The sequence below is a fragment of the Polyangium sp. 6x1 genome, assembly GCF_029946515.1.
Taxonomy (GTDB): domain Bacteria; phylum Myxococcota_A; class Polyangia; order Polyangiales; family Polyangiaceae; genus Polyangium.
In genome coordinates this window covers 23,361-47,775 of record NZ_JARZHH010000049.1, presented here as the reverse complement: position 1 = coordinate 47,775, position 24,415 = coordinate 23,361, and the positions used below count along the sequence as shown (strand labels likewise).

Annotated in this window: 20 protein-coding genes; 7 read left to right on the top strand and 13 right to left on the bottom strand. The window is 69.7% G+C overall.

Annotation, left to right across the window (positions count from 1 at the left end):
* Positions 1-14: 14 nt before the first annotated feature.
* The 6 genes from QHF85_RS34595 to rd all read right to left on the bottom strand — a co-directional run bounded on the left by QHF85_RS34595 (position 15) and on the right by rd (position 9,288).
* Positions 15-338: a hypothetical protein gene (locus QHF85_RS34595; RefSeq protein ID WP_281331654.1), complete on the bottom strand. Its 324-nt coding sequence runs from the start codon at positions 336-338 to the stop codon at positions 15-17.
* 340 nt (positions 339-678) lie between these two features.
* Positions 679-3,129, bottom strand: a complete 2,451-nt coding sequence (locus QHF85_RS34590; protein ID WP_281331653.1) for a hypothetical protein — start codon at positions 3,127-3,129, stop codon at positions 679-681.
* An 83-nt stretch (positions 3,130-3,212) separates the two neighbouring features.
* Positions 3,213-5,072, bottom strand: a complete 1,860-nt coding sequence (locus tag QHF85_RS34585; protein WP_281331652.1) for a hypothetical protein — start codon at positions 5,070-5,072, stop codon at positions 3,213-3,215.
* Complete coding sequence (locus tag QHF85_RS34580) at positions 5,069-6,745, bottom strand: OmpA family protein (RefSeq protein WP_281331651.1); 1,677 nt, start codon at positions 6,743-6,745, stop codon at positions 5,069-5,071. Before QHF85_RS34580 ends, QHF85_RS34585 begins: the two co-directional genes overlap by 4 nt.
* Positions 6,746-6,869: 124 nt before the next feature.
* Positions 6,870-8,675, bottom strand: a complete 1,806-nt coding sequence (locus QHF85_RS34575; RefSeq protein WP_281331650.1) for an IgGFc-binding protein — start codon at positions 8,673-8,675, stop codon at positions 6,870-6,872.
* A 442-nt stretch (positions 8,676-9,117) separates the two neighbouring features.
* Positions 9,118-9,288, bottom strand: coding sequence for a rubredoxin (rd, locus tag QHF85_RS34570; RefSeq protein WP_281331649.1), 171 nt, complete (start codon positions 9,286-9,288; stop codon positions 9,118-9,120).
* Positions 9,289-9,458: 170 nt separating this feature from the next.
* Between rd and QHF85_RS34565 the strand changes: the two genes are divergently transcribed.
* Entirely contained in the window at positions 9,459-10,406 is a 948-nt protein-coding gene (locus QHF85_RS34565) for a bestrophin family ion channel (protein ID WP_281331648.1), read from the top strand.
* 50 nt (positions 10,407-10,456) lie between these two features.
* Positions 10,457-11,860 (top strand): rhodanese-like domain-containing protein, encoded by a 1,404-nt coding sequence (locus QHF85_RS34560; protein WP_281331647.1) that lies wholly within the window; start codon positions 10,457-10,459, stop codon positions 11,858-11,860.
* Positions 11,861-11,873: 13 nt separating this feature from the next.
* On the opposite strand, the gene QHF85_RS34555 is transcribed toward QHF85_RS34560, so the two are convergent.
* Genes QHF85_RS34555 through QHF85_RS34545 form a run of 3 tightly spaced genes read right to left on the bottom strand, consistent with a single transcriptional unit; the run spans position 11,874 to position 14,437 of the window.
* Entirely contained in the window at positions 11,874-13,034 is a 1,161-nt protein-coding gene (locus tag QHF85_RS34555; protein ID WP_281331646.1) for a DegT/DnrJ/EryC1/StrS family aminotransferase, read from the bottom strand.
* Positions 13,035-13,046: 12 nt separating this feature from the next.
* Complete coding sequence (locus QHF85_RS34550) at positions 13,047-14,048, bottom strand: GDP-mannose 4,6-dehydratase (RefSeq protein ID WP_281331645.1); 1,002 nt, start codon at positions 14,046-14,048, stop codon at positions 13,047-13,049.
* Between the two features lie 20 nt (positions 14,049-14,068).
* Positions 14,069-14,437: a hypothetical protein gene (locus QHF85_RS34545; RefSeq protein ID WP_281331644.1), complete on the bottom strand. Its 369-nt coding sequence runs from the start codon at positions 14,435-14,437 to the stop codon at positions 14,069-14,071.
* Positions 14,438-14,672: 235 nt separating this feature from the next.
* Between QHF85_RS34545 and QHF85_RS34540 the strand changes: the two genes are divergently transcribed.
* Positions 14,673-15,497 (top strand): endonuclease/exonuclease/phosphatase family protein, encoded by an 825-nt coding sequence (locus tag QHF85_RS34540; RefSeq protein ID WP_281331643.1) that lies wholly within the window; start codon positions 14,673-14,675, stop codon positions 15,495-15,497.
* Between the two features lie 36 nt (positions 15,498-15,533).
* On the opposite strand, the gene QHF85_RS34535 is transcribed toward QHF85_RS34540, so the two are convergent.
* Together QHF85_RS34535 and mazG are read right to left on the bottom strand one after the other, a co-directional pair.
* Positions 15,534-16,319, bottom strand: a complete 786-nt coding sequence (locus QHF85_RS34535; RefSeq protein WP_281331642.1) for an enoyl-CoA hydratase — start codon at positions 16,317-16,319, stop codon at positions 15,534-15,536.
* Positions 16,320-16,324: 5 nt separating this feature from the next.
* Entirely contained in the window at positions 16,325-17,170 is an 846-nt protein-coding gene (gene mazG / locus QHF85_RS34530; protein ID WP_281331641.1) for a nucleoside triphosphate pyrophosphohydrolase, read from the bottom strand.
* Between the two features lie 83 nt (positions 17,171-17,253).
* On the opposite strand from mazG, the gene QHF85_RS34525 reads away from it, so the two are divergent.
* Positions 17,254-18,417, top strand: coding sequence for a hypothetical protein (locus QHF85_RS34525; protein WP_281331640.1), 1,164 nt, complete (start codon positions 17,254-17,256; stop codon positions 18,415-18,417).
* Positions 18,418-18,423: 6 nt separating this feature from the next.
* Here the strand turns inward: QHF85_RS34525 and QHF85_RS34520 are convergent, their stop codons facing one another.
* Together QHF85_RS34520 and QHF85_RS34515 are read right to left on the bottom strand one after the other, a co-directional pair.
* Positions 18,424-19,062, bottom strand: coding sequence for an NAD(P)H-dependent oxidoreductase (locus QHF85_RS34520; RefSeq protein ID WP_281331639.1), 639 nt, complete (start codon positions 19,060-19,062; stop codon positions 18,424-18,426).
* A 51-nt stretch (positions 19,063-19,113) separates the two neighbouring features.
* Positions 19,114-19,722: a hypothetical protein gene (locus QHF85_RS34515; protein ID WP_281331638.1), complete on the bottom strand. Its 609-nt coding sequence runs from the start codon at positions 19,720-19,722 to the stop codon at positions 19,114-19,116.
* Between the two features lie 195 nt (positions 19,723-19,917).
* Here QHF85_RS34515 and rlmN point away from each other — a divergent pair, with 195 nt between their 5' ends.
* From rlmN to QHF85_RS34500, 3 genes are all read left to right on the top strand, one after another.
* Positions 19,918-21,105, top strand: a complete 1,188-nt coding sequence (gene rlmN, locus QHF85_RS34510) for a 23S rRNA (adenine(2503)-C(2))-methyltransferase RlmN (RefSeq protein ID WP_281331637.1) — start codon at positions 19,918-19,920, stop codon at positions 21,103-21,105.
* Positions 21,106-21,167: 62 nt separating this feature from the next.
* Positions 21,168-22,562 (top strand): biotin carboxylase N-terminal domain-containing protein, encoded by a 1,395-nt coding sequence (locus QHF85_RS34505; RefSeq protein WP_281331636.1) that lies wholly within the window; start codon positions 21,168-21,170, stop codon positions 22,560-22,562.
* 16 nt (positions 22,563-22,578) lie between these two features.
* The gene (locus QHF85_RS34500) at positions 22,579-24,381 is read left to right on the top strand and encodes a phospho-sugar mutase (RefSeq protein WP_281331635.1); all 1,803 of its coding nucleotides are present in this window, start codon (positions 22,579-22,581) and stop codon (positions 24,379-24,381) included.
* Positions 24,382-24,415 lie beyond the last annotated feature (34 nt).

Below are 24,415 nucleotides of genomic sequence, written 5' to 3'. Positions count from 1 at the left end.
CCCACCACCCGAAATCAGGAAAATAAAGTGGGGAGGAACTGCTGCATTTGCTTGGCCTGCGCCTCGGCGCGCTTGCGGCAGGCTTCGAGGCGGGCGCGCAGGGGGCCGTCGGCGTCCCGCGCGCCGCGGCGAAAGACCTCGGCCGCGCGCTCGTGCGTGAGCTTCAGCAAAGGCGCGAGGCTCTTCTGATCGACGCGCATCGGGGCGTCGAGCAGCACGATGCACGCTTCGGCCGCGTCCCGCAGATCCGATGCGTCGAGGGCGTCGGCGACCGGGAGAAGCTCGACGAGCGACTGCTTGAGGGTGTCTCGCCCGGGTTTGGGGATCGCGCTGGACATGAGGATGCGGTCCAGGATAGCGGAGGAATTCGTTTCGGCCATCCGGGGCGTTATTTGTCGCGCCGCGGCATCCACATCCGCCGAGATCACGCCGCGGGAAGTGCAAGCGGGACGTGTGATTTCGACGAGGTCGGCACCGGGGTCCCTGGAAACGAGTGTCCTGACAAACGCAAAACGAGCGAGAGGCACGATCGGTGCGCCCCTCGCTCGCGAGAGCAGCAGCGTCCCCCCCGAGCCGCTGCCTGCTCTCCTGCCGGATCCTACCGCGCGCCCGCCAAAAATCCCCACGTCCGGAAAGCAATCCCCTGTGGGGATGTCGGTTTTCGGGGAGACGAAATCGCTAGCTGGAATGGGCCGAGGCGCCCCCGGGCAGATCGATCTCGGGCACGGTCGGGCGTTCACTGATGGGCGTGACGCGATCGCCGGGGAGCGGCTCCGGGCGAGGCTCCGCGAGCCGCGTCGGACGCCGCGCCGCAGGGACGAGCACGGCCGCGAGGAGCACGGAGAGCCCGCCGCAGAGCACGGCTGCGCTGTAGCCGAGACGGAGCGCGAGCAAGGCCCCTCCGAAGAGCGCGAGCGCGGCGAAGGATCCCGCGACGGCCATCGAAAGCGGGAGCGCGCGATCGGCGATCGACGAAGCGATCCGCACGCAGAGCGCGAGGAGCGCGCCGAGGCCCACGCCGATCCCGCCGAGGATCAAGGCCACGACGCCGAGCCGCGCCGGCAGCGTGAGCCCGAGGGCCCACCCGAGCGCCGGGTCGAGCCCCATCGCGAGGGGCGCGAGGACGAACACGAGGGCGAGCGAAAAGCCCTGCGCCGCGCCGCGCGCGCCCACGTCCCGCGGCCGATGCCCGAGCCCGAAGCCCAAGCCGAGCGCGAGCAAAAAGACGAGCGGCAGCACGAGCGCCACGAGATCCGCCCGGCCCACGACCACGCCGAGCCGTGGCAAAAGCGCGCCGCCGATGAGCGAGACGCCCGCCGCAGAAAAACCGAGCGCGAGCGCCGCGCGCAGGATCGATCCACGCGTCGCCCCCTCGAGCGTCCGCCGCGCCGCCACGAGCGGGCCGAGCAGCGCGACGAACGCCGCGAGCGCGGTCACGACGAGGCCCGCGGCGATCGTCAAGAGCCCCCGCTGGTTCTCCTTCAGCCCGCGCACGTCGAGCAGCGTCTTCTTCAGGTCGCCCGGCGCGACCGTGGAGAACCAGAAGGGCCGATCGTCCGTCGGCGGCCGGAGATCCGTGCCTTGCCGCGCCGAGAGCTCGGCCGGATCGGCGCCCTCGACGAGCACACGACGGAGGTTTCCGCGCGGCGCCTCCGCCATGAGCAGCTCGCCGTACTTGTGCCGCCGGCAATGCGATCGGAGGTTCGTGATCTCCTCGGCGCGGAGCGGCGTGCGCTTGAGGAGCAGCGAGGTGATCTTGTCCTTCGTGCAGCCGAAGAGGTGCGTCGCGGGCGCCTCGGCCCCCGCCTCGCGCAGCGCGCGCGTCGCGAGCGCGACGAGCCGATCCGCCTCCGTCTCGGGCCGCGACAACGTCACGGTGCCCTCGGGTACGACCGCGAGCAGCAGATCCCGCACGGCCTGCGTCGTGAAGAGCGGGCTCGGCGTGGCCGCGACGGCGCCCACCGGCGAAGGCGCGAAGGCGTCGACGTACCCGACGACGATGCTGCGATAAAGCACGGGCGGGCGCTTCACGTACGCGCGCGGGCCCTCGACCGTGAGCCGGACCTCGGGTTTGTCGTAGAGCTCTCCGCTCCACGCGCGCGACTCGCCGCGCATGACCTCGTGCACGATGGTCGGGTCCGGCTCGACCGCGTAAATCTCTTTCTGGTTCTGCCGGAGCGCGGTCCGGAGCCCGCGCCCGCCAGCCGATCCCACGACGAGCACGGGCCCCTGGTCCTTGTGCAGGACGTAGCCGAGCTCGTCCGGCGAGGCCGGCGGCGCCTGCTTCCCGTCGTAGATCGGCGTGCCCATCGTGCCGTCCGCGCGCAACCACGCGGCGCCCGCCGAGGGTTTGTCCACGGTCAGCAGGCCGCGATTCGTCCAGCGCTGGAAGGAGACGCGGTCGAGCTGGATCCACCGGATGGCCGCGAGCTTGAGGTACGGCGCGCCAATCTCGCCCGCGAGGAGCACCGAGCAGCCGAGCACGAACGTCGTGACGACCCCGACGTGGACCCGCGGCGCCTCCGCTTCCCCGGGCGCCGCCTCGCCTTCGCCCTCGACGACCTCCCGCCGCGCGGCGACCGCGAACAGCGCCGCCGCGAGGCTCGCCGCGATGGCCGCGCCGAGCCCCACGCGCGCAGGCCCGAAGCGCAGGACGAACGCCGCCACGACGACGCCACACGCCGCGCCGAGCAGGCCGCTCTTGCCGACGTCGGACACGCGCCGACGCGCCACGCCGAGCGCGCCCGCGAGCGTCACCCCCGCGAGCAGGAAGGGCAGGAGCGAGGTGCCGAGGAAGATCGCGAGCTGGCCGAGCGCCGCGCGATCGAAGGTGTCGACCGAGCGAGCGCGCACCCCGACCACGACCGAGACGGCCATCGCGCCCGCGGAGAGCGCGGCGAAATGGGCGACCGGCGCGGCGCTGCGCGGCGGCTTGCCGATGCCACGCACAGCCGAGCCGAACCACGCGCCGAGGCCGAGCCCGAGCGGCACGAGCGCGATCCACACGAGCTCGAAGTGCGTCCCGAGCAAGGCGGAGAACAGCCGCACGAGCGCGATCGAGAGCACCACGAACGCGGCAAGATAAAGCGCGATCCCCCCGGCGAGGGCCCTCGACTGGCTGACCGACATGCGAGGGACATCGTCTAGCACGGGTCGAAGCACGTTGACCCGCCGAATCTCTCGCGGCCCCTCGCTCGGAACGAGCCGGCTCGCTACCGCTCCTTGCCGAGCGGAGTGAGCGGCCACGGGCGCAAGAGAGGGACGGCCGCCGTCGGGCCGCTCTGCCGCATCGCGCGCGCGCACTCGTCGACGAGCAGGCGCCGCGGCCCGAACGCCGTCCCGTTCGCGGCGTCGGCGTCCATGAGCCGCGTGGGCGTGTCGCGCCCGAAATCGTCGGGATGTCCAGGATCGTCGAGCAAGACGTGACCGAGCTCGTGCGCGAGGGCGAAGCTCGCGCGATCGGCCCGGAGCGCCGCGCGGTCCGTGATGAGCACGTTGCGCACCGCGCCACCATCGGCGCCGATGAAGCTCTCGCCGATGCGGCCGCTGCCCGCGAAGCTCGGCACCACGATCACCTCGATGGTCGACGGCTCGCCGTCGTCGAGGGCCTTGATGAGCGCGCGCTCCTCGACCGTGCCCGCGATCGCATCGATGTCGTTGAAGTGTTGCAGCCCGTCCTCGAGCTCGACGCGCCCGATGCACGCCGTGAGCCCCGCGTCCGTGCTCACCGGCCCCGACGCCGGCGGCTCGACGAGCGCCGGTTCACCGCTCTTGCGCCGCACGAGCACGTCGGAGCTGCCGCGCGCGCCCGCAGCGATCGTCGCGTTGTCCGACACGCGAGCCACGAAGCCCGCCGCGGCGATGGCCGTCGCGAGCACGCGCGCCGCGCCCGAGGGCGTCGTGCCCTTCTCGAGCGTCACCGCGACCTCGCGCCCGTCCACGCGCACGCGCACCTTGCCTCCGCCCGCCGCCGGCAAGCCGTGATCACAGCCGAGCGCCACGAGGTGCGGGCGCGGCGGATCCACGATCGTGATCTCCGTCTCCGCGGGCGGCCCGAAGCTCACGCCGCACGCGCCCCAGAGCGTGCTCGCCTGCGCCACGTCCGCGCGTGAGAGCACCATCGCGCCCGCGTCGTCCCCACCCACGGGCGGCGGACCGCCCGGCCGCGGGCGCACCAAGAACACGCGCAGCACGCCGCGATAACGCACGAGCGGCCCGAGCGGCGAGGCGCGCGGCCCCGCGATGCGCAATCCGCCGAGCTTGCGCGGCTCACTGATCAGCCCGACCTCCACCGCGCCGCCGAGCTCCGCGCGCACCGATCGATCCCGCACCGTCGGGTGGTTCCGATCGATCTCGTCAGGCACCACGCGGATCGGCGTGGTCGATGCGCAGACCAGGGGCGCGCTCACGCCGTCGGGACACGTCACCGCGCCGAGCACCAGGGGCTCGAGCCGATCGACGATCACACCCGACGGCGCGCGGCCCGTCACGCGCACGACCGGCGGCAGATCGTCCGGCGTGGCCACGACGACGAACCGCACCGCGTCGGGGTTCGTGGTGTTCGCGTACGGATCCGCGGGCAGCCGCTCGGGCGGCGTGCGCTCGAGCGAGGCGTGCGAGCGCGCCGGATCCACGAGCCGCCCTTGCCCGTCGATGGGCCGCACGTCGATCGCCGCGATCGTCCGCGTTCGTCCGAACGCCTGGAGCTCGCCACGCCCCGGCCGCACGGCCTGCAGCGCGATTCGCTTCGCGCCCGCGGGGACGACGCTCCCCGCGAACGGCCGCCCATCCACGAGCAGGCGCGCCACGCCGCCGCGGACCTCGATCGTTCGATCCTTGCCCTTCGGGAGCGCGATCTCGAAGAGGTCCGTGGACGGCGCGACGACGTCCTGCTCCGCGTCGGGACGACCATCGACGTCGTCGTCGTCGCGATCGACGCCGAGCACGATCCGCTCGTCGGCCTGCGCGGCGGGCAGGATCTCCGGGCTCCCCTGCCCCGCGGCCGCGAGGACGACCCCGAGGACGAGCGCGCGCCCCAAGGGCCTTCCGCGCTCGCCCCGGGAGAGGCTCACCGCCCCTCGATCGCCTGCGTGACGATGTGGAACTCGACGCGACGGTTGCGCGCCTGCCCTTCCTTCGTCGTGTTGGACGCGAGCGGCTTGCGCGCGCCAAAGCCCTTCGAGGAGAGCCGGTTCGCCGCGATGCCGCCCTTGTTGATCAGGTAGTCGCGCACGGCCGCCGCGCGGGCCGCCGAGAGCTTGTCGTTGTACTCGGGCTTGCCGACGTCGTCGGTGTGCCCTTCGACGCTGACGAGCTTGATCTCGGGGTTCGCCCTGAGCAGGCGCACGACCTCGTCGAGGATTGGGTAGCTCTTCGGCAAGATCACGTTGCTGTCGAACTCGAACTCGACCTGCTTCGTGATCTGAATCTCGCTCGATCCGCTGATGCGACGGACGAACTGCGGGCACCCTTCCTTCTCGGGATCGTCGCCGCGCATGCCCGGCTCCTTCGGGCACTTGTCCTCGGCGTCGGGCACCGTGTCCTGATCGGCGTCGTCCTCCGGGCAGCCGTCGCGATCGTCGATGCCGTCCTTGTCCTCGGGGTTGTCCGGGCACTTGTCGACGTTGTCGGGGATGCCGTCACGGTCGCGATCGGACATCGTCGGGCAGCCGTCGTCGGGGTTCGGCGGCGCCTTGTCTTCCTTGTCGACGGGGCACATGTCGACGAGGTCCGGGAAGCCGTCCTTGTCCGTGTCGACGTCGTCGCGGAACTGGTAACGCGCGGAGCCAGCGCCGACCTCGGTGTCCTTGAGCTGGAAGGCGCCGCCGACGACGGCGACGATCCGCAGGTCGGGCGCGTAGCCGCCCGACAGACGCGAGCCCACCGAAAGGCCCGCCCATGAAACCTTCTTCGCGTCGAGCGCCATGCGGCCCGAGACGGACCACTCGAGTGGCGCGGCGTCGAGCTCGCCGAGCGTCTCGGGGAGCATGCCGAACGAGCCGAAGATCTCGGCCCCGATGCGCAGGCGATCCTGCATGAGCGGCACGTAGCCGCCGGCCCCGTAGGTGAGCTCGCGACCGACCGTGAGCTCGTGCAGCTTCGCGGTGGGCCGGATGGCGAAACCCGCGTTCAGCGTGATGAAGAATTTCTTCGCGTCGTACTCGGTGGCGAGGCCGAAGCTGCCCCACGTTTCCTTGTCACCGCCGAAGGAGAACTCGTCGCCGGTCGGCAAGAACGCCGACGCGCGCAGGCCGAGCTTGAAGGATTTGTCCTCCGTGCGGAACACGATGAAGCGGCCGTCGAGCCGGAGATCCATCGGCGCGAAGGCCTGCATGTTGACGTTCTGGGTGAGCCCGGCGGCCGCGTTCCCCGTGGGGTTGCCGCTCTGGTAGAGCGCGAGCGGGAGCGTCACCTGCACGGCGCCGCGCTCGAGGATCTCGGCGCCGGCCGTGATGTACGCCGCGAGCTGGTTCGCGACGGGCGGACCTTTCAGCGTCTGGGCCTTGTCGATGTTGTCGACGTGGTTGTCGACGCGCAGCGGGTTCAGCGAGAAGCCGAGCCCGAACTGGCCGTAAAGGCGCGTCTCCCCGATCTCGGGGCGCCAGACCGAGAGGCCGTCCGCAGGCGCGCCGCCGATCTGCAACCGGTCGAGGTAAAACGTCTTGTCCTGCGCGTTCGCCGCGAACGGCACGAGCAAGGTCGCAAGGAGGGTGGCGCCGGGCAGGAGGGTCTTTTTCGCCCGCATTGCCCATGCGGGTCCCGTATGTCGTCGAACCATCACGCGATGTCCTCTGTATCATTGTCCCGGCCAGACCGGGTGGACGTTGCGCGCCCCCCTCGCGCAACGTCCGCCCAGGCGTCGTGGACGGTCACTTCGGCGTCGGCGGAACGACGATCTCGTTGATGGGCAGGAATCCGGCGCCGGCGGGATAGGCGTACGAAACGCGGAGTGTCTGCTGCGTCGTGCCCCAGCCCCACACGGTGGCGCCAAACGGCTGCGTGCTCGACATTTCCTGCGGCCCGTTCGTGCAGCCGTCGACGCCCTGGAAGTCGCCCTTCACGAGGTCGACGCGGGTGTACTCGTAGTTGCCGACGGCCTGCCAGCCGTCGAGCTCGCCCTTGCATTTGAGCGTGACGGGGGCAAACTCGCCGGTCGTCTTCGACTTGACCCGCACGACGACCAGGCTCGTCTCCGGGTACGTCGGGTCCGTGAAGAGCACGTAGCGCTTCAAGAACTGCTGCGGCGGCACCACGTTGACCCAGTCCGGATCGCCGACGGCCGCGAACGGCGCGCCGCCCGTCATGTAGGCGCCCAGGTAGAACGGGTGCTCCGAGTCCTGGCTGCGCACGACGAACGGCCCCGGATCCTCGAACTCGAGCACCTGGCCCTGGCCGATCATCGCAGGCGCGCCCGCGGGCTTCGTGGGCGTCCAGGTGAGCACGGTTCCGTCGACCGCGCCGACGAGCCGCCAGCGCGTCGACTCCTCCGACCCGCTCGACCGGCTCTTGTACCGCACGGCCACGTATTCGTTGCCGAGCGCGCGCACCGGCGCGAGCTGCTGCTGGCCCGAATCACAATCGTCCTGCATCGACGGCACGTTCATGCATTTCGACGCGCCGAACACGCCGATCGGCTTGTCCGAGCCGATGGGGCTGCCCGTGAGCTCCTCGGGCTGCGTGATCTGCAGGAACTGGCCCGCGTTCAGCAGGTACTCGACGGGCTTGTTCACCTCGGACGCGGGGATTCCGCCGCCGCCGACGACCGCCACGTTCGGCAGGAGCGTGACCTTCGTGTTGTCCTCGTGCGCGAGGATCGCCAGCGAGGGCCAGGCGTCGGCGAAGACCTCGCTCGACTTGTACGCGTTGATCGCGAGATAGTTGGTGTCCCAAGCACTCGTGGGGAGCAGCAACGTGGCCGAGGTGACCGCGGCCTGACCGCCGCCGTACGGCACGATCTGGTAGGCCACGACCGGGTAGTCCGTCGTGATGTGGAAGGCGTCGCCCTTGCCCGTGTCGACGACGCCGGTCTCGAGGTTCAGCGCCGCGGGCTTCGGACAATCGACGACGCTCGCGCCCTGCGACTTGCGCGACAGGAACAGGATCGCCACCTCCCCCACGCCGATCCCGTTCGCGGCGTTGTAGGGGTCGTACTGAATCGCACCGTTCGCGCCGATGCTCGGGATGTACGCGAAGGTCGCGGGGTCGAGCGTCGAGCCCTTCCGCGAGACCTCGAGGTGCACCGGCTTCGACCAGGTATTCGCCACGAATGCGGCGAAACACGCGCCGTCCGCCTGCGGCCGGAGCGCCGTCTTCAGCGCCCAGTAATCGCAGCCGTACGAGCTCTTCGACTCCTCCGCGGCCTGGCAGGGGTTGTCGATGCATTTCGCATTCGCGCAGCCCTGGTCCGGGGTGCATTGCTTCAGGACCTGACCATAACAATCGACGACCGCCGTGAGGTCGTTCGAGCACGTGTCATCGCAGCCGACGCCGCTGTCGGTGTCGATGATGACGCCGCCGGAGCCGCCGATGCCTCCTCCGCCAGGCCCTCCAGGCCCCGTGCCGGTGCCCGACGCCTCAGGGTCCTGGTACGAATCGGTGCACGCGACATACGCCGTCGCGGCGAGGAGCGCCGAGATCGCGAGCGAGAAGCTCGAAGCCCAGCTGGACTTTTTCACGCAAACCTCCCTTTCCGGCATTCGGTCACGAGGGTACCACGATCAGCAAGCTTCGGTACGGGGACAAACCCCGACTTCCTCCGCGTCTTCCCGGACGAACGCCCTCGCGGAGCGAGGGCCACGCGGAACGCGCGCAGCGAGGCCGGATCCATACGTCCATTCGAATGCGCTCGTTCCCTTCCGTGGAACAGCCGACTCTCTGGGCTGCCCGTCCGCTCGACGAACGGCCGGCTTCAACCGGCCATCGTCGGCAGCACCGACGATGGGCGTCGGTGGTGTATCCTCTAACCTTTGGATGGTAAGAAACGAGCCGATCCTAGCCGACGTCGAAAAGGCCCGTCAAGGTCCGCCGCGCCGCCGCCTCGCCGGGATCTTGCCGTGCGCGACGGCGTACACTCGCACGCCCACGCTGCCACGGACCGGCCGACGACGTTATGACGGTTCAATCGTCCATCGGCTCGAAATCAGCTTTCGTGGCTCCACATTCGGGGCAATACCAGTCGGTCGAGATGTCCTCGAACCTCGTGCCCGGCGCGATGCCGCTGTCCGGATCGCCGATCGCCGGATCGTAGATGTGAGAGCACACGAGGCAGCGGTATTTCTTATCCTTCATCGGCATCGTCCCTCGGGAAGGGGGCCCTTATATCCTCGACTCGCCCCGAAGGGTAGCCTCGTGAAAGCCGAGGCTTCTCCCCGGGCAGAGCGAAAGGTGCGCGCATCCGCCGCCCCGATTGCAAGGGGAAGGAAAACCAAGGATCCTTCGGACTCCAACGAACGATCCGCATGGTCATCAGCAACACGCTCCCCTGGCTGGCCATCCTCCGGATGCATGCGCCTCACCTCGCGGTCGTGTTCGCGGTGTCGCTCGGCCTGCACCTCGCCGACAGGATGCTCGGTGTACGCGTGCCTTTCTCGCCGACGCCGTTCTCCATCGTCGGCGTGGCGCTCGCCATCCTGCTCGGCTTCCGGAACAACGCTTCCTACGATCGCTGGTGGGAGGGGCGCAAACTCTGGGGCGGCCTCGTCAACGCCTCGCGCGCCCTCGCCCGGCAAACGACGACGCTCTTCGAGCCCGGGATCGCCGAGCCCACGTCGGGCGAAGCGCCCGGAGACGCGGCGCTCGCCGCCGCGCTGAAGCGAGAGATCCTCTACCGGCAAATCGCGTACGTGCACGCGCTGCGCGCCGTGCTGCGGCAACAAAACGCGCTGGAGGGCCTCGCGCCGCTGCTCTCCGCGGAGGAGCTCTCGGCCCTCGTGCACCAGAAAAACGTGCCCGTCGCGCTCATGCAGACGAACGGCGAGCGCGTCGCCTTCGCGCGCAGGGCCGGCCTCTTGAGCGAGGAGCGGCTCGGCCGCATCGACGCCACGCTCGTCGATCTCGTCGCGCTGCAAGGCGGCTGCGAGCGCATCAAGAACACGCCGATCCCCGCGGGATATCGCGTCTTCGCGCACCGGAGCGTGCGGGCCTATTGCTACATCCTGCCCTTCGGCCTCGTCGAGCACCTCGGCGCGCTCACGACGGTCGTCGTGATGGCCGTGACCCTCATGTTCCTCGTGCTCGACACGATCGGCAGGTTCCTCGAAGACCCGTTCACCACGGGCCCGAACGCGCTGCCGCTCATGAGCATCACCCGCAACATCGAGATCAACCTGCGTCAGGCGCTCGGCGAGTCGGATCTGCCGCCCGCCATCACCCCGACCACGAACGGCAAGATCAGCATTCTGCTTTGAAGGGCGACGCCCCGAAGCACGGCAGCCCAGGAAGGATCGATGGATCGCCCATGAGCACGCCCGAAGCGCCCGCGCAGCCGCAAGCAGAGCCCCCGCCGGTGCGGCTCCTCCGGACGAACTGGGTGACGGAGATCCGGCGAACGGAGAGCGGCGTGCCGACGCTGCCGCCCTCGTTCGTCGTGTCGCAAGGCCGCCTCGTCGAGCTCGTCGACGTGCGCGACGAAGCCGAGCTCGAAGGCCCGCTCGGGCACGTCCCGGGGGTCCGCTGGGTGGCGACGAAGGACATCGAGCGCGTCGCGGACGTCCTGCCGCCGAACGCGCTCGTCGTGCTGATCTCGCGATCCGGCGACCGCTCGGCGACGGCGGCGAAGCTGCTCGAAGCGCGCGGGATGACGTTCGTCGCCTCGATGGAAGGCGGGATGCTCGCGTGGAGGAACGCGGGCTACGCGGTAACGCGCGACCCGTCCTTTCGAAAGCGTACGATCGAGACGCTCGCCTGGAGCCCCGGTGTCTACGTGCCCCCGGCCGATGGCGGGACGCGAAAGCTCGCGCTCTCCGAGATCCAGGGCCACGTCGGGGATCCACGCTCGGTGCGCTGGGTGAAGATGAGCGCGTTCCTCACGCACGGGAAGATCTCGTGCGTCGACGGCCGCGACGATCACGGCGTCGTGGGCACGCCGGGCGGCGACGCAGGAGAGCTCTTGCTCGCGCTCGCCGCGACCGAGCTCGTCACGGGGCGGCCGATCGGCGAGGCCACGCTGGGCGCGATCCTGGAGCGGTACCTCGACACGTTCGGGCACCTCTACCTGCACACGGACACGCACGCGCTGAACAAGATGATCCTGGCCATGCGCGCCGATCCGCGCCTCGCGGACGAGCTGCCGCCGCGCGAGACGCAAGGCCCGGGCTGGCGCAAGTACATGGCCCGGCCGCCCGCGCACTTGCAGGCGCTCATCCTGGAGCACCTGATCGTGCCCGATCACATCGGCTGCGGTCACATCCGGCTGATGTTCCAGAACGGCGAGGCGTACGGCGTGCGGCAGGATCTCGTGCGCGCGTTTCTCCGGGCCTATTACACGATGCGCTGGAGCGGCTCGACCGAGGCCGAGTTCGTGGTGCTCGGCGGCGGCCACCAGGAGGGCGCGGTGGTGAGCGTGCGCCTCGCGGAGGAGGTCTATCCCTTCACGCTCGTACCGCTCGTGTCCCCCGCTTGCGGCGCGACGCAGATGTTCGTCGCGCACCCCGACGTGACCGCGTTCCTGCGCCGCCAGATCGCCGCCTTCATGACCATGCAGAAGTCGACGGGCCTCGTCCGCGCGGATCGCGCGCGCCTCTACGAGCGCATGACGGCGCTCGGCGAGCGGCAGCTCACGGCCACGCTCGGCCGCCTCGCCAAGGGGCTGCCGCATTACGTGGTCCGCTTCGAGGAAGATCAGTCGTTCGGCGTGTTCTGACGCGCGAGGCGGTTCATCCCGGAAAGACGTCGCGCAGCGACGCGTCGAGCGCCGCGCACACCTCGTCGACCTGCGCGTCGGTCATGCGCGGGTAGAGCGGGAGCGTGAGCTCGCGCGGCGCGAATGCGTCCGTGCGGGCGAGGCCCTCCCGACGCACGCGATCGGTCGATCCATGGAACGAGAACGCGTGGATCGGCGTGTAATGCACGCTCGTCTGGATCCCGCGCGCCTTCATCGCGGCCATCACGGGCTCGCGCGGCGCGCCTTCGGGCAGGAGCACGGGCATGATGTGGTAGGAGCTCTCCCCCACCCCGCGCGCCTCGAAATCGCGGAACGGGACGTGGACGCGGCCGATCGTGGCGAGGCGCTCGCGGTACCGCGTCACGACGGCGCGGCGCATGCGGTTGCCCTCCGCGAGGCGCCCGAGCTGCACGAGGCCGATCGCGCTGCGGATCTCGTCGATGCGGTAGTTCTGCCCCGCGAGGACCACGTCGTAGGAAAACGCGTGCCCCTTGTGCCGATCGAGCGTGAGCGTGGTCATCCCGTGCGATCGCAGGAGCTTGCAGCGCTGACGCAGCTCGTCCGTGCGCGCGGCGATCGCGCCGCCCTCGCCCGTCGAGAGGTTCTTGTTCGAGAAGAAGCTGTAGCAGCCGATGTCGCCGATCGTGCCGAGCGCGCGGCCCTTCCAGGTCGCGAGCGGCGCGTGCGCCGCGTCCTCGATCACGGCGACGCCGTGGCGCTCGGCGATCGCGAGGATCGCGTCCATGTCGCACGGGTAGCCGGCGTAATGCACGACCGTGATCGCCTTCGTCCGCTTCGTGATCTTGCGCTCGACGTCCGCGGGATCGATCGTGAGATCGTCCGGCCCCGTGATGTCGGCGAGCACGACGTCCGCGCCCGTCGTGAGCGCGGCGTTCGCCGTCGCCACGAACGTGAGGCTCGGGCAGATCACCTCGTCGCCGGGGCCCACGCCCACGGCGAGGTAGGCGAGGTGCAGCGCCGCCGTGCAGTTCGTCATGGCGAGCACACCGGTCGTGCCGAACGCCTCGCCGAGCGCGCGCTCGAAGGCCTGCGTGCGCTCGCCCATCGTGAGCCAGCCGGAGGCCACGACGTCGGCGGCGGCTTGGGCCTCTTCAGGGCCGAAATGAAGGTCGCAGAGAGGAATCTTCCACATGCTCGGATCCGATCAGATCGCGTACTCGTCCGGACGATAGTCGGCGATGCGCTCGAGGACGTACGCCCAGGTCTTCTGGAGCCCTTCTTCGAGGGTCACGCGCGGCTCGTATCCGACCAGCTCCTTGGCCTTGCGGCCATCGGCGAGCAGGAGCTCGACCTCGCTCGCGTCGGGCCGCACGCGCGTCTCGTCCGTCTCGAGGCGCGCCGGTTTGCCCGAGATCGTGAAGATGAGCTCGGCGAGCTCGCCCATGGAGATCGTGCGGCCGCTGCCCACGTTGATCACCTGCCCGAGGGCCCGATCACTCGCGCCGACCGCGAGGAAGCCCGCCACGGTGTCCTCGACGAAGTTGAGGTCGCGCTTCGGCCGCGTGCTGCCCACGCGCACGACGTCGCGGCCGGCCGCGAGCTGCTTCATCACGCTCGGGATGAACGCGCGCGACGACTGGCGCGGGCCGTACGTGTTGAAGGGGCGGATCGTGGCGACGGGCGTGCCGAACGAGAGGAAATAACTCTCGGCGAGCTTGTCCGCGGCGATCTTCGTGGCCGAGTACGGCGACTGCCCCGTGAGCGGATGCGCCTCGTCGATCGGCGCATACCGCGCCGATCCGTACGTCTCGCTCGTCGACGTGTGCACCATGCGGGCGCCGTGCTCGCGGACCGCTTCGAGCACGTTCAGCGTGCCCGACACGTTCGTCGCGACGTACTGATGCGGGGCCACGTACGAGTAGGGGATCCCGATCAGCGCGGCGAGGTGGAAGACCACGTCCGCGCCTCGCACGAGCTTGCGCACGCAGGCGGCGTCCTCGACGTTGCCGAGGACGACCTCCACGTTCGCGAGCGCGGTCGCGGGGACGCGATCGAGGTGGCCGCGCTGCGAGCTCGACGTGTAGCGGACGAGCGCGCGCACGTTCGCGCCCTCGCGCACGAGGGCCTCGACGAGGTGGCTGCCGATGAAGCCTCCCGCGCCGGTCACGACCACGCGCTTGCCTGCGTAGAACGAGCTCGCTTCCATCCCGCGATCCTACCGTTTCGTCACTTGATGATGATGTCGCCGGCCGGCGCGCCCGCGCCTTCGGGCGTGCCCTTGTGGCGGTGCACGCAGAGGCCCTGCTTGCAGTAGCTCTCGGGCGGCGTGTCGCACTTGACCGTGGGCTCCTCGCACTGGCCCTTCTTGTAGTTCTCGGCCATCGGCTTGATCGTATCGAGCGTGTGACCGCTCACGGGCTTCGCGCAGCCGGGCCAGTCGCTCTGCTTGCAGTCGGCGTCGGCGTTGCAGTGCTGGGCCTTGTTGAGGAGATCGAAGGCCTCGCCGCGGATCTTGTCGCACTCCTTCGGGTCCATCTTGCTCGAACACCCGAGCGACGAGAAAAGCGCCAAGAAAGCCAGGGCTCCCAGGGTCACGACACGCATCATCGCCTCCGTCCTTTGCGTTCAACGCTTGGGGCTGCGCTCGGACGAGCCGAGCTACGCCCCAAACCCCGTTCGGAGCTCCTTGCTACCACGGCTCGGCGCGCACGTCTCGGTCGGCCGCGGACGCCGCGGCCGCGCGCGCGCTCGGAGTCCGAAAAAATTAAGCCGCGCGACGCCTCCTCGGCCGCTCGCCTGAGCCCCCATCGTGGCGTAGCCCGAGAGGAGCATGGAACGGCTGCGCGTCCTCACGCTCAACATCTGGAACAAAAAGGGTCCCTGGGAGCGGCGGCTCGAGCTCATCCGCGAGGGGATCCGTCGCCTCTCGCCGGACGTCATCGGGCTGCAAGAGGTCATCCTCTACAACGATCGCACGCAGGCCGACGAGATCCGCGAAGGCCTCGGCTACGACGCCGCCTTCGGCATGGCCCACGATCTCGGCGACGGCATGCACTTCGGCAACGCCGTGCTCTCGCGCTTCCCGATCGAGAAGCGCTCGGTGCTCCCGCTGCCCACGGCCGGCGACGAGGAGCGGCGCGCGCTCCTCTACACGCGGATCCGCACGCCCGCGGGCTCGCTCCCGTTTTTCGTGACGCACCTCAACTGGAAGTTCCACGACGGCGTGGCGCGCGAGGCCCAGGTCGTCACCATCGCCGAGCACGTCATGCACGAGGCCCCGATGAGCTCGGATCTTCCCGCCGTGCTGGTCGGCGACTTCAACGCGGTGCCACACTCGACCGAGATACGCTTCTTGCTCGGGCTCCAGTCGCTCGGGGGCAAGAGCGTGCACTTCACCGACTGCTTCGAGCACCTCGGCACGCTCCCGGGCTGCACGTTCGACTCGGAGAAGAACCCGTATGCGGCGCTGACGCACGAGTTTCCGCGCCGCATCGATTACATCCTCGTGCGCGGGCCCGAGCTCGGCACGGGCCGCGGCAAGCCGCTCTCGGCCGAGGTCGTGATGACCGAAATGAAGGACGGCGTCGCGCCCTCCGATCACTACGGCGTGTTCGCGGAGATCAACGTGCGGGAGCTCGGCCAGCGGTTTTACTGAGCGCAGGATCGGGCGCTCAGGCGCGCCCGGACTCGATCATTTGCCCTGAAACGAAGGCTCGCGCTTCTCCATCCAGGCGAGCACGCCCTCCATGCAGTCGGCCGACTGCAAGAGCTTCACCTGCCCGGCCTTCTCGCGATCGAGCGCCTCGTCGATGGTGCTGCCGAGGCTCTTCCGGACCGCGCTCTTGATCTCGGCATATGCGAGCGGCGGGCCCTTCGCGAGGCGCGCGGCGAGCTTCATCGTCTCCGCGCGGAGCTCGGTCGAAGGCAGGACGCGATTCGCGAGGCCGAGCGAGAAGGCCTGATCGGCCAAGATGCGATCGCCCGTCAGCATGATCTCCATCGCGCGCCCGAGGCCGACGAGGCGCGGGAGCCAGAACGACCCGCCGCCATCCGGCATGAGCCCGATCTTCACGAAGCGCTCTTCCAGATAGGCATCCTGGCCGAGCATCCGGAGATCACACGCGAGCGCGAGATCGCAGCCGAAGCCCACAGCCGGGCCCTCGACCATCGCGACGAACGGCTTCGGCGCGTTCACGATCGCGCGGATGATCCCGTGGTAACGCTCCATGATCGCGTCGAAGCCGCCCGCGGCCTGCAGGCTGCCCATCGCGTTCTTGAGATCCGCGCCCGCGCAGAACGCGCCGCCCGCGCCCGTCAGCACCACCGCGCGCACCGACGCGTCCGCGCCGAGCCGAGGCAGCGTCTCGAGAAGCGCGCCGAGCAGCTCGTTGTCGAGCGCGTTCTTCGCCCGGGGCCTGTTCAACGTGACGACGGCGACGGGGCCTTCGTGCTCGACCAAAAGGACCTGTTCGGACATGCGCTTTACCTACCCGATTTCTTCGACTCCTCCCAGTAGACGTCGAGCTCCTCGAGCGTGAGGTGATCCTCCCCGCCCGGATCGGGCCAGCCGCCGTGGCGCTCGCGCACGCGGGATTCGACGTGGTCGAAGCGGCGCGTGAACTTGTCGATCGTGCGGCGCAGCGCGCTCTCGGCATCCACGTTCACGTGCCGCGCGAGGTTCACCAGCGCGAAGAGCGCGTCGCCGAGCTCCGCCTCGATCGCCCCCGCGTCGCCCGACGCGATCGCCTCGTCGAGCTCGCGGATCTCCTCGGCCACCTTGGCCCGCGATCCCGCGACGTCCGGCCAGTCGAAGCCCACGCGCGCGACCTTCTCGCCGATGCGCTGCGCCCGCACGAGCGCCGGCAAGCTGCGCGGCACGCCCGAGAGGATCCCCTGCTCGGGCTTGCCCGCGCGCTCCTTCGCCTTGATGAGCTCCCAGTTGCGGAGCACTTCGTCCGCGCCCTGGACCGTCATGTCCGCGAAGACGTGCGGGTGCCGCCGCACGAGCTTCTCGCAGATCGCGGCGACCACGTCGTCGGGGCCAAACGCCCCCTCCGCGCGCCCGAGCTCCGCTTGAAAGACGACCTGCAAGAGCAGATCCCCGAGCTCGCCGCGGAGCTCCTTTCGGTCGCCCGCGTCGATCGCGTCGATGACCTCGCACGCCTCTTCGAGCACGTACTTTCGCAGCGTCTCGAACGACTGCTTTCTGTCCCAGGGGCAGCCGTCCGGCGCGAGCAGGCGTTGCATGAGCTCGACGAGGCGAGGAAAGGTCTGGCCGCGCTGCTCTTCGAGCGGAGGCACGACGACGGGGTCAAAAGGCCTGGCCATGACGAACCCGTAGCACGGAGGGCCCACGCCGGCCGTCCTCCTCTCCTGCCCACGCGCGCCCGAGGCCGGCTACCATGCCGCGCGTGAACGCCTCGCAACCCCCTCCGCCCGCGCCGGCGCGCTCGTGGCGCTGGGCCGTCCTCGCCGTCGTCGTCGCCGCCCAGGCCGCGTTTTTCTACTCCCGCTGCGACACGGACGAGCGCCCCAACGTGGGCGCGTTTGGACCGACGAACCCGCCCTTCGAGCGCCCGTCGATCCAGGATCGGGGCATGCTCGGCAGCCGCGCGCCGGCGCAGCCCGGGGACCTCGTGGTGTCGCGGGGCAAGGCGCTCATCGCGGGCCTCGCGACCGACGGGAGACGCGTCTACTTCGGCGAGTCGCTCCTCGGGCAGCGGATCCTCGCCGCTGCCGTCACGGGCGACGCGGAGACCACGCTCGGATCGGGGCGCATGCCGCTCGACGTCGCGCTCGGCAAGGACGTGCTCGTCGTCGCGGACGCGGGCGGCCTCATGACCGACGGGCAAGGCACGATCACGGCCTTCCCGCTCGACGGATCGGGCGCGCCGCGCGTGCTCGCGTCGAGGATCGTGATGCCGAGCGCGGTGGCGGTCTCCGCGACGCACGCGTACTGGGTCGACGGGGGCAGCGTGGAGCGTGACTACATCGACGGCTTCGTGGCGCGCGCGCCGCTCGCGGGCGGGGCGCACACGGTGCTCGCGGCGGGCGAGCGCGAGCCTTCCGGGATCGCAGTGGACGCGACGCACGTGTACTGGGCGCGGCGCGACGTGAACAAGCAGGGCGAGGTCGTGCGGATGCCGATCGGCGGCGGCAAAATCGAGGTCATCTCCTCCGGCCAGGATCAGGTCAAACGCGTCACCATCGTCGGCAGCGACGTGTACTGGATCTCCTCGAAGGATGCCCTGGGCACGCGCGCCGTCGTGCGAAAGGCCCCCGTCAAAGGCGGATTTGCGTTCGACGTCGCGGTGGCCGAGACGCGCATGTGCTCGATGGCGATCGACGGCGAGGCGGTCTACTGGTCGGATCCGGGCGAAGTCGACGGGACCAACGCGAGCAGAAGCGGGCGTATCCTGAAGCAGCGCCTCGCGGGCGGTGAGCCCTTGGCCCTCGCGAGCGGGCAAGATCGGCCGTGTTACGTCGCGGTGGACGCGACGCACGTCTACTTCAGCACGCAGAGCTTCGAGCGGGTGAAGCGGGCGCCGAAGGACATCGCCTCGATGCCGCTTTGATAGGGACTAGAGCGTCTTGGCGAGATCGGCGGCGCGAACCACGGCCGCGTCGAGCGCCTCTTTCGCGACCTGCGGACCCATGAGGCCCATGGGCTCGGCGATGATCTCGTGGAACGGGCCGAGGCCCATGAGCCCGAGGATCGTCTTCAGGTACGGCACCTGAAAGTCCCACGAAGCGAACGGCGATCCCGGCGGATACGCGCCGTCGCGCGAGACGAGCAGGACGACGGGGCGCCCGCCGAGCAGGCCCTTGAACTCGCCCTTCTGCACCTCGAACGTGAGGCGCGCCTGCACGACCGCGTCGATCCAGCGCTTGAGCTGCCACGGGATCGAGAGGTTCCACATGGGCGTGGAGAGCACGATCAGGTTCGCTTGGTGGAGCTGATCGGTCCACCGGCTGAGCGCGTTCCAGCGCGCGGCCATCTCCTCGTCGAGGTTGCCCTCGCCGTAGAGCATCTCGAACTTGGTCTGGACGTCCCACTCGTCCCAGGCCGGCAGCTTCTCCGCGTCCCGCACGATGTCGACCTCGACGCGCTGCGCGTCGGGGTTCTTCTCGAGGTATGCGCTGAAAAACGCGTTACGAAGCCTGCGCGTCCGCGAGCGCTCGGCCCGCGGAAGCGCGAACAAGTCCAGCACGAATCCCATGACGTTCTTCTCTTCCCCTTGTTCGCGAGATACGCGAGACGAGCCCGACGATCAGGCGACCGCGGCCGCCCACTCGACGTCGAACTCGAGCTGCGATCCTTGCGCGCCCGACGTGCTCCGGAGCCCTCGCGCGAGGTTGCGCACGCCGGCGAGCAGCGGCTCGTTCGACGTGGAGAGCCACGCGCCGCCGATCGCGACCTGCCCGTCGATGTGAACGCGGAAGCTCACCTTCTCGCGCGCCGCGGAGATCTCGAACGTCCCGGCGCCGCGCGTGAGCGCGAAGCGGGCGAGATCCGAGACGGCCGACTGGAGGAGCATGCCTCGGTTCCACTCCATCCCGAGGTAGACGCAGAGGTAGCGGACGTAGTTGCGCAGCGTGATCACCGAGATGTCGTCCTTCACGACGACCGTCTTCATCGGCTTCGGCACCGCGCCCATCTCGCGGAGCAGCTTGCGCTCGAGCTCGGTGGCCTCTTCCACGCTGAGCTCGCGGAGGTTGCGCACGAGGAAGCTGATCAGGCTCGCCTTGCCCTCGGAATCCAGCGATTCGACGTCCTTGTCGGCACGCGCTCCCAGTACCTCCACAGCGGCGTCGAGGGACGAGCCATCGACGTACTTCGTCGCCACTCGCCGCGCTGCCTGGGAAAAGCTCACACCCATGGGTTACTCCCTAGGTCCGTCCTATTGCGGAATTCTTCGACACTACGACAGATTTCATCACCCGTAAAGCAAACGGGCCGCAGGGTCCGTCTCGGCCGTTTCCCGGCGGATCTCGACGGATCCACCCTGTCTTTGCGGCAACTCTTGTTCGTTCCCTTGCCGCTCCGTCTCGTGCGCACTAACCACGACGCCATCGTGAAGCCCGCTGCCTCCGTCCATCCCATCGCGCGTCTCCCCGAAGAGTGGCGCGACACGCTCGCCTCGCGCGGCGAGCGGGCCTTCGCGGCCAAGCAGATCTTCAACTGGATCCACCGCCACGGCGTCGTCGATCCCGCGGCGATGACCAACGTGTCCGCGCGCCTGCGCGCCTCCCTCGCCGAGGAAGGGCTCGGCTCGATCGCCGAGATCGTGCACGTCCACCGCTCGGCCGACGGCACGCGCAAGCTCGTCGTTCGCTTGAAGGACGGCGCCACGATCGAGACCGTCCTTCTGCCTGCGGTGAGCGGCCCCGGCGCGCGCCCGGATCCCGAGATGGACGCCGACGCGGCCGTCGCGGACGATGACGAGGACGAGGACGACGAGCCCGTGGAGGAGGCCTTCCGCGGGAAGATCCGCGTGACCCAGTGCATCTCCACGCAGGTCGGCTGCGCGATGGGGTGCGTGTTCTGCGCGAGCGGCGTGGCCGGGTGGAAGCGGCACCTCGGGCCGGAGGAGATCGTCGCGCAGGTCCTGCTCGGGCGCGCGCTGCTCGACGAGGGCGAGGCGCTGCGGAACGTCGTGTTCATGGGCATGGGCGAGCCGCTGCACAATTACGACGGCACGGCCCGCGCGCTGCGCCTGCTCACGCACCCCGACGGGATCGCGCTGTCCACGCGCCGCGTGACGGTCTCGACCTCGGGCCTCGTCCCCGAGATCGAGCGGCTCGGGCGTGATTTCAACGGGCAGATCGCGCTCGCCATCTCGCTGCACGCGGCCGACGACGAGAGCCGCTCGGCGCTCATGCCGATCAACAAGAAGTACCCGATCGCGGAGCTGCTTGCGGCGCTCAAGGCCTACCCGATGCAGCGGCGCCGGCGCATCACCATCGAGTACACGCTCGTCTCGGGCAAGAACGACGATGTCGACGAGGCGAGGAAACTCGCGCGGCTGCTGCGCGGCATGCCCGTGAAGATCAACCTGATCCCCATGAACCCCATCGAGGCCTCGACGCTCGGTCCGCCCGATATGACGCGCGTCTTCGCGTTCCAGCAGACGCTCGTCGGCATGGGGTACTCGTGTTTCATCCGGCGAAGGCGCGGGGACGATGTCTCGGCCGCGTGCGGGCAGCTCGTGTTGCTCGGCGCGAAACCAAAGGTCAAAGGATTCAGGAAGTCCACGTCGTGAGTCGCTGATCGCGCTCGCCCGCTCTTGACGTCCCGCGACCGCGCGCGCACATCGCTGGGACCGTGTTCGAAAAGATCCTCATCGCCAACCGCGGCGAGATCGCCTGCCGCGTCGCCCGCACCTGCAAGCGCCTCGGGATTCCCGTCGTCGCCGTCTACTCGGACGCCGACGCGAACGCCCCGCATGTCCGCATGGCCGACGAGGCCGTGCGGATCGGTCCGCCGCCCGTCAAGGACAGCTACCTCTCGATCGATGCGGTCCTCGCCGCCGCCAAGCAGACCGGCGCGCGCGCGATCCACCCCGGTTATGGGCTGCTCAGCGAGAAAGAAGCCTTCTGCCGCGCGGTGAACGACGCCGGCATCGTCTTCATCGGCCCGCGCCCCGAGGCGCTCGACGCCTTCGGCGACAAGATCAAGGCGCGCGAGGTGGCCAAGCGCGTGGGCGTCTCGCCGCCCCCCGGCACGGACGGGCCCATCCGCGCGGACGACGTCGAGCTCGCCACACGCGAGGCCGAGCGCATCGGCCTGCCGATCCTCGTGAAGGCCGCGGGCGGCGGCGGCGGCATCGGCATGCAGATCGTCGAGGACATCGGAAAATTACCGCGTGCCCTCACGGCTTGCTCGGATCGCGGCAAGAGCGCGTTCGGCGACGCGCGCGTCTACCTCGAGCGGTACATGCGCGCGCCCAAGCACATCGAGGTGCAGATCCTGGCCGACACGCATGGCAACGTGGTCGCGCTCGGCGAGCGCGAGTGCAGCGTGCAGCGCCGGCACCAGAAGATCGTGGAGGAGACGCCCTCGCCGGCCCCGTTTTTCCAGGGCGAAGCCGGTGAGGCCAAGCGAAGGGACCTCTTCGAGCAGGCCAAGCGGATCGTGCAGAGCGTCGGGTACATCGGCGCCGGCACGGTCGAGTTCGTCGCTTCGGGCGACGGCGAGATCTTCTTCCTCGAGGTCAACGCGCGTCTCCAGGTCGAGCACTGCGTGACCGAGATGGTGTGGGGGATCGACCTCGTGGAGCAGCAGATCCGCGTCGCCGCCGGCGAGCGCCTCGCGCCCGAGGTGCTCGCGGCCGAGGGGCGAGGGCACGCGATCGAGGCGCGCGTCTACGCCGAGGATCCCGCGAAGAAATTTGCCCCGCAGCCGGGCCGCATCGAGAAGCTCGTCTGGGCGCCGGCGGGCGGGGATCTGCGGATCGAGACCGGGGTCGAGGAGGGTTCGGAGGTCACGCCGTTCTACGATCCGATGATCGCCAAGATCGTCGCGTCTGGCCGCAGCCGGGCCGAGGCGATCGCTCGACTCGACGAGGCGCTCGCCGGGACGACGCTCGAGCTCGTGGGTCCTCTTGGACCGGCGGGGACGAACCTGTCGTTCCTGCGCCAGGTTCTCGCGTCGGAGAATTTCGTGGGCGGACGGTACGACACGCTCTTCGCGGAGGCGCTCGCGAAAGAGAAGCGGTGATACAACTCTCCTCACGATGACCGACCTCCTCGCGCGCGCCCAACGCTGGGTCGAAGCCGACCCCGATCCCGAGACCCGCAAAGAGCTCACCCGCCTCGTCGAGCTCGCTTCTTCCGCCGAAGATCCGGCGCAGAAGGCGAGCTCGTTGCGGGACCTCGGCGAGCGCTTCGCGGGCCCGCTCGAGTTCGGCACGGCGGGGCTGCGAGGCGTCCTCGGCGCGGGCGAGACCCGCATGAACCGCGCGGTCGTCCTGCGGACGACGGCTGGTCTCGCGCGGTACCTCCTCGTGACGGACGAGGCCGCTGCGCGCGCGCGTGGGGTCGTGATCGGGTACGACGGCCGGCGGATGAGCCGTGAGTTCGCCGAGGACACGGCCTGCGCCTTCGCCGCGGCCGGCATCCCGGCGATCCTCTCGCCGATCCCCTGCCCTACGCCCGTCGCGGCGTACGCGGTGAAGGAGCTCGACGCGGTCGCGGGCGTGATGATCACGGCGAGCCACAACCCGCCCGAGTACAACGGCTACAAGGTCTACTGGGGCAACGGCGCGCAGATCATCCCGCCGCACGACAAGGGCATCGCGGCTGCGATCGACGCCTCGCCGGCGGCGAAGGACGTGCCCCGCATGGACCTCGATGCAGCGCAGGCGAAGGGGCTCGTTCGTTCGTTCCCAAACGATCTCGACGACCGATACCTCGCCGCGATCGCGGCGCTCTCGGTGCGGGGGGACGGCGATCGTTCGCTCTCGATCGTGTACACGCCGCTGCATGGCGTGGGGAACCGGCTCGTGCGGGCGGCGCTCGCGGCGGCGGGGTTTGGCCGGGTCAAAACCGTGCCCGAGCAGGCGGAGCCGGACGGCGCGTTCCCGACCGTGGCTTTTCCGAACCCCGAGGAGAAGGGGGCGATGGATCTGTCCTTTGCGCTTGGTGAGCGCGAGGGCGCGACGATCATCCTCGCGAACGATCCCGACGTCGATCGGCTCGCCGTTGCCGTGCGCCGGCCCGAGGGCGGGTACTTGCAGCTCACGGGCAACCAGGTCGGCACACTGCTCGGCCATTACTTGCTCACGCACACGCCGGCCTGCCTGACGGAGGATGCTCCCGTCGAGGATGCCCAAAGAAAGCTCGTGATTGCGTCGATCGTCTCGTCGCCCATGCTCGGCGCGATCGCGCGCGCGCACGGGGTCCGTTACGAGGAGACGCTGACCGGGTTCAAGTGGATCGCGAATCGCGCGATGGAGCTCGAGCGCGCGGAGGGCGCTGTGTTCGTCTTCGGGTACGAGGAGGCGCTCGGGTACACGGTGGGCACGCTCGTGCGTGACAAGGATGGCATCGGCGCGGCGCTCCTCTTCGCTGAGCTTGCGAGCGTCATCCAGGCCGGCGGCAAGAGCTTGCTCGACGAGCTCGAAGCGCTCTCGCGCCGGTATGGCCTCTACGCGAGCGGCCAGCGCTCGGTGACCTTGCCTGGCACCGAGGGGCTCGCGCAGATCCAGGCTGCGATGGATCGGCTGCGCGCGTCGCGGCCTTCGCACGTCGGTGCGCTCGCCGTGCTTGCGCTCTCCGACTTCCAGGCGCAGGTCCGCACGCTTCCGGACGGCCGTACCGAGGCGCTCTCGCTCCCGAAGAGCAACATGATTGCGCTGGATCTCGAGGGTGGCAGCCGCATCATTGCGCGGCCGAGCGGGACCGAGCCGAAGATCAAATTCTACTTCGACATCCGCGAGCCGATCACGCCGGGCGAGGCCGTCTCCGCGGCCGAGGGACGCGCCAAGACGCGCATGTCCGACCTCGAAAAAGCGCTCTCCGCGATCGTGGGCATCTGATCGCCTTTGCATCGACCGCATCGCGGTCGATGCA

Bases quoted from the DNA above. Each gene is read 5' to 3' on its own strand.
- QHF85_RS34550 (WP_281331645.1), bottom strand. From the start codon at position 14,048: ATGGAAGCGAGCTCGTTCTACGCAGGCAAGCGCGTGGTCGTGACCGGC.
- QHF85_RS34595 (WP_281331654.1), bottom strand. From the start codon at position 338: ATGTCCAGCGCGATCCCCAAACCCGGGCGAGACACCCTCAAGCAGTCG.
- QHF85_RS34590 (WP_281331653.1), bottom strand. From the start codon at position 3,129: ATGTCGGTCAGCCAGTCGAGGGCCCTCGCCGGGGGGATCGCGCTTTAT.
- QHF85_RS34560 (WP_281331647.1), top strand. From the start codon at position 10,457: ATGAGCACGCCCGAAGCGCCCGCGCAGCCGCAAGCAGAGCCCCCGCCG.
- QHF85_RS34555 (WP_281331646.1), bottom strand. From the start codon at position 13,034: ATGTGGAAGATTCCTCTCTGCGACCTTCATTTCGGCCCTGAAGAGGCC.
- QHF85_RS34535 (WP_281331642.1), bottom strand. From the start codon at position 16,319: ATGTCCGAACAGGTCCTTTTGGTCGAGCACGAAGGCCCCGTCGCCGTC.
- QHF85_RS34520 (WP_281331639.1), bottom strand. From the start codon at position 19,062: ATGGGATTCGTGCTGGACTTGTTCGCGCTTCCGCGGGCCGAGCGCTCG.
- mazG (WP_281331641.1), bottom strand. From the start codon at position 17,170: ATGGCCAGGCCTTTTGACCCCGTCGTCGTGCCTCCGCTCGAAGAGCAG.
- QHF85_RS34580 (WP_281331651.1), bottom strand. From the start codon at position 6,745: ATGCGGGCGAAAAAGACCCTCCTGCCCGGCGCCACCCTCCTTGCGACC.
- rd (WP_281331649.1), bottom strand. From the start codon at position 9,288: ATGAAGGATAAGAAATACCGCTGCCTCGTGTGCTCTCACATCTACGAT.
- QHF85_RS34500 (WP_281331635.1), top strand. From the start codon at position 22,579: ATGACCGACCTCCTCGCGCGCGCCCAACGCTGGGTCGAAGCCGACCCC.
- QHF85_RS34515 (WP_281331638.1), bottom strand. From the start codon at position 19,722: ATGGGTGTGAGCTTTTCCCAGGCAGCGCGGCGAGTGGCGACGAAGTAC.
- QHF85_RS34540 (WP_281331643.1), top strand. From the start codon at position 14,673: ATGGAACGGCTGCGCGTCCTCACGCTCAACATCTGGAACAAAAAGGGT.
- QHF85_RS34565 (WP_281331648.1), top strand. From the start codon at position 9,459: ATGGTCATCAGCAACACGCTCCCCTGGCTGGCCATCCTCCGGATGCAT.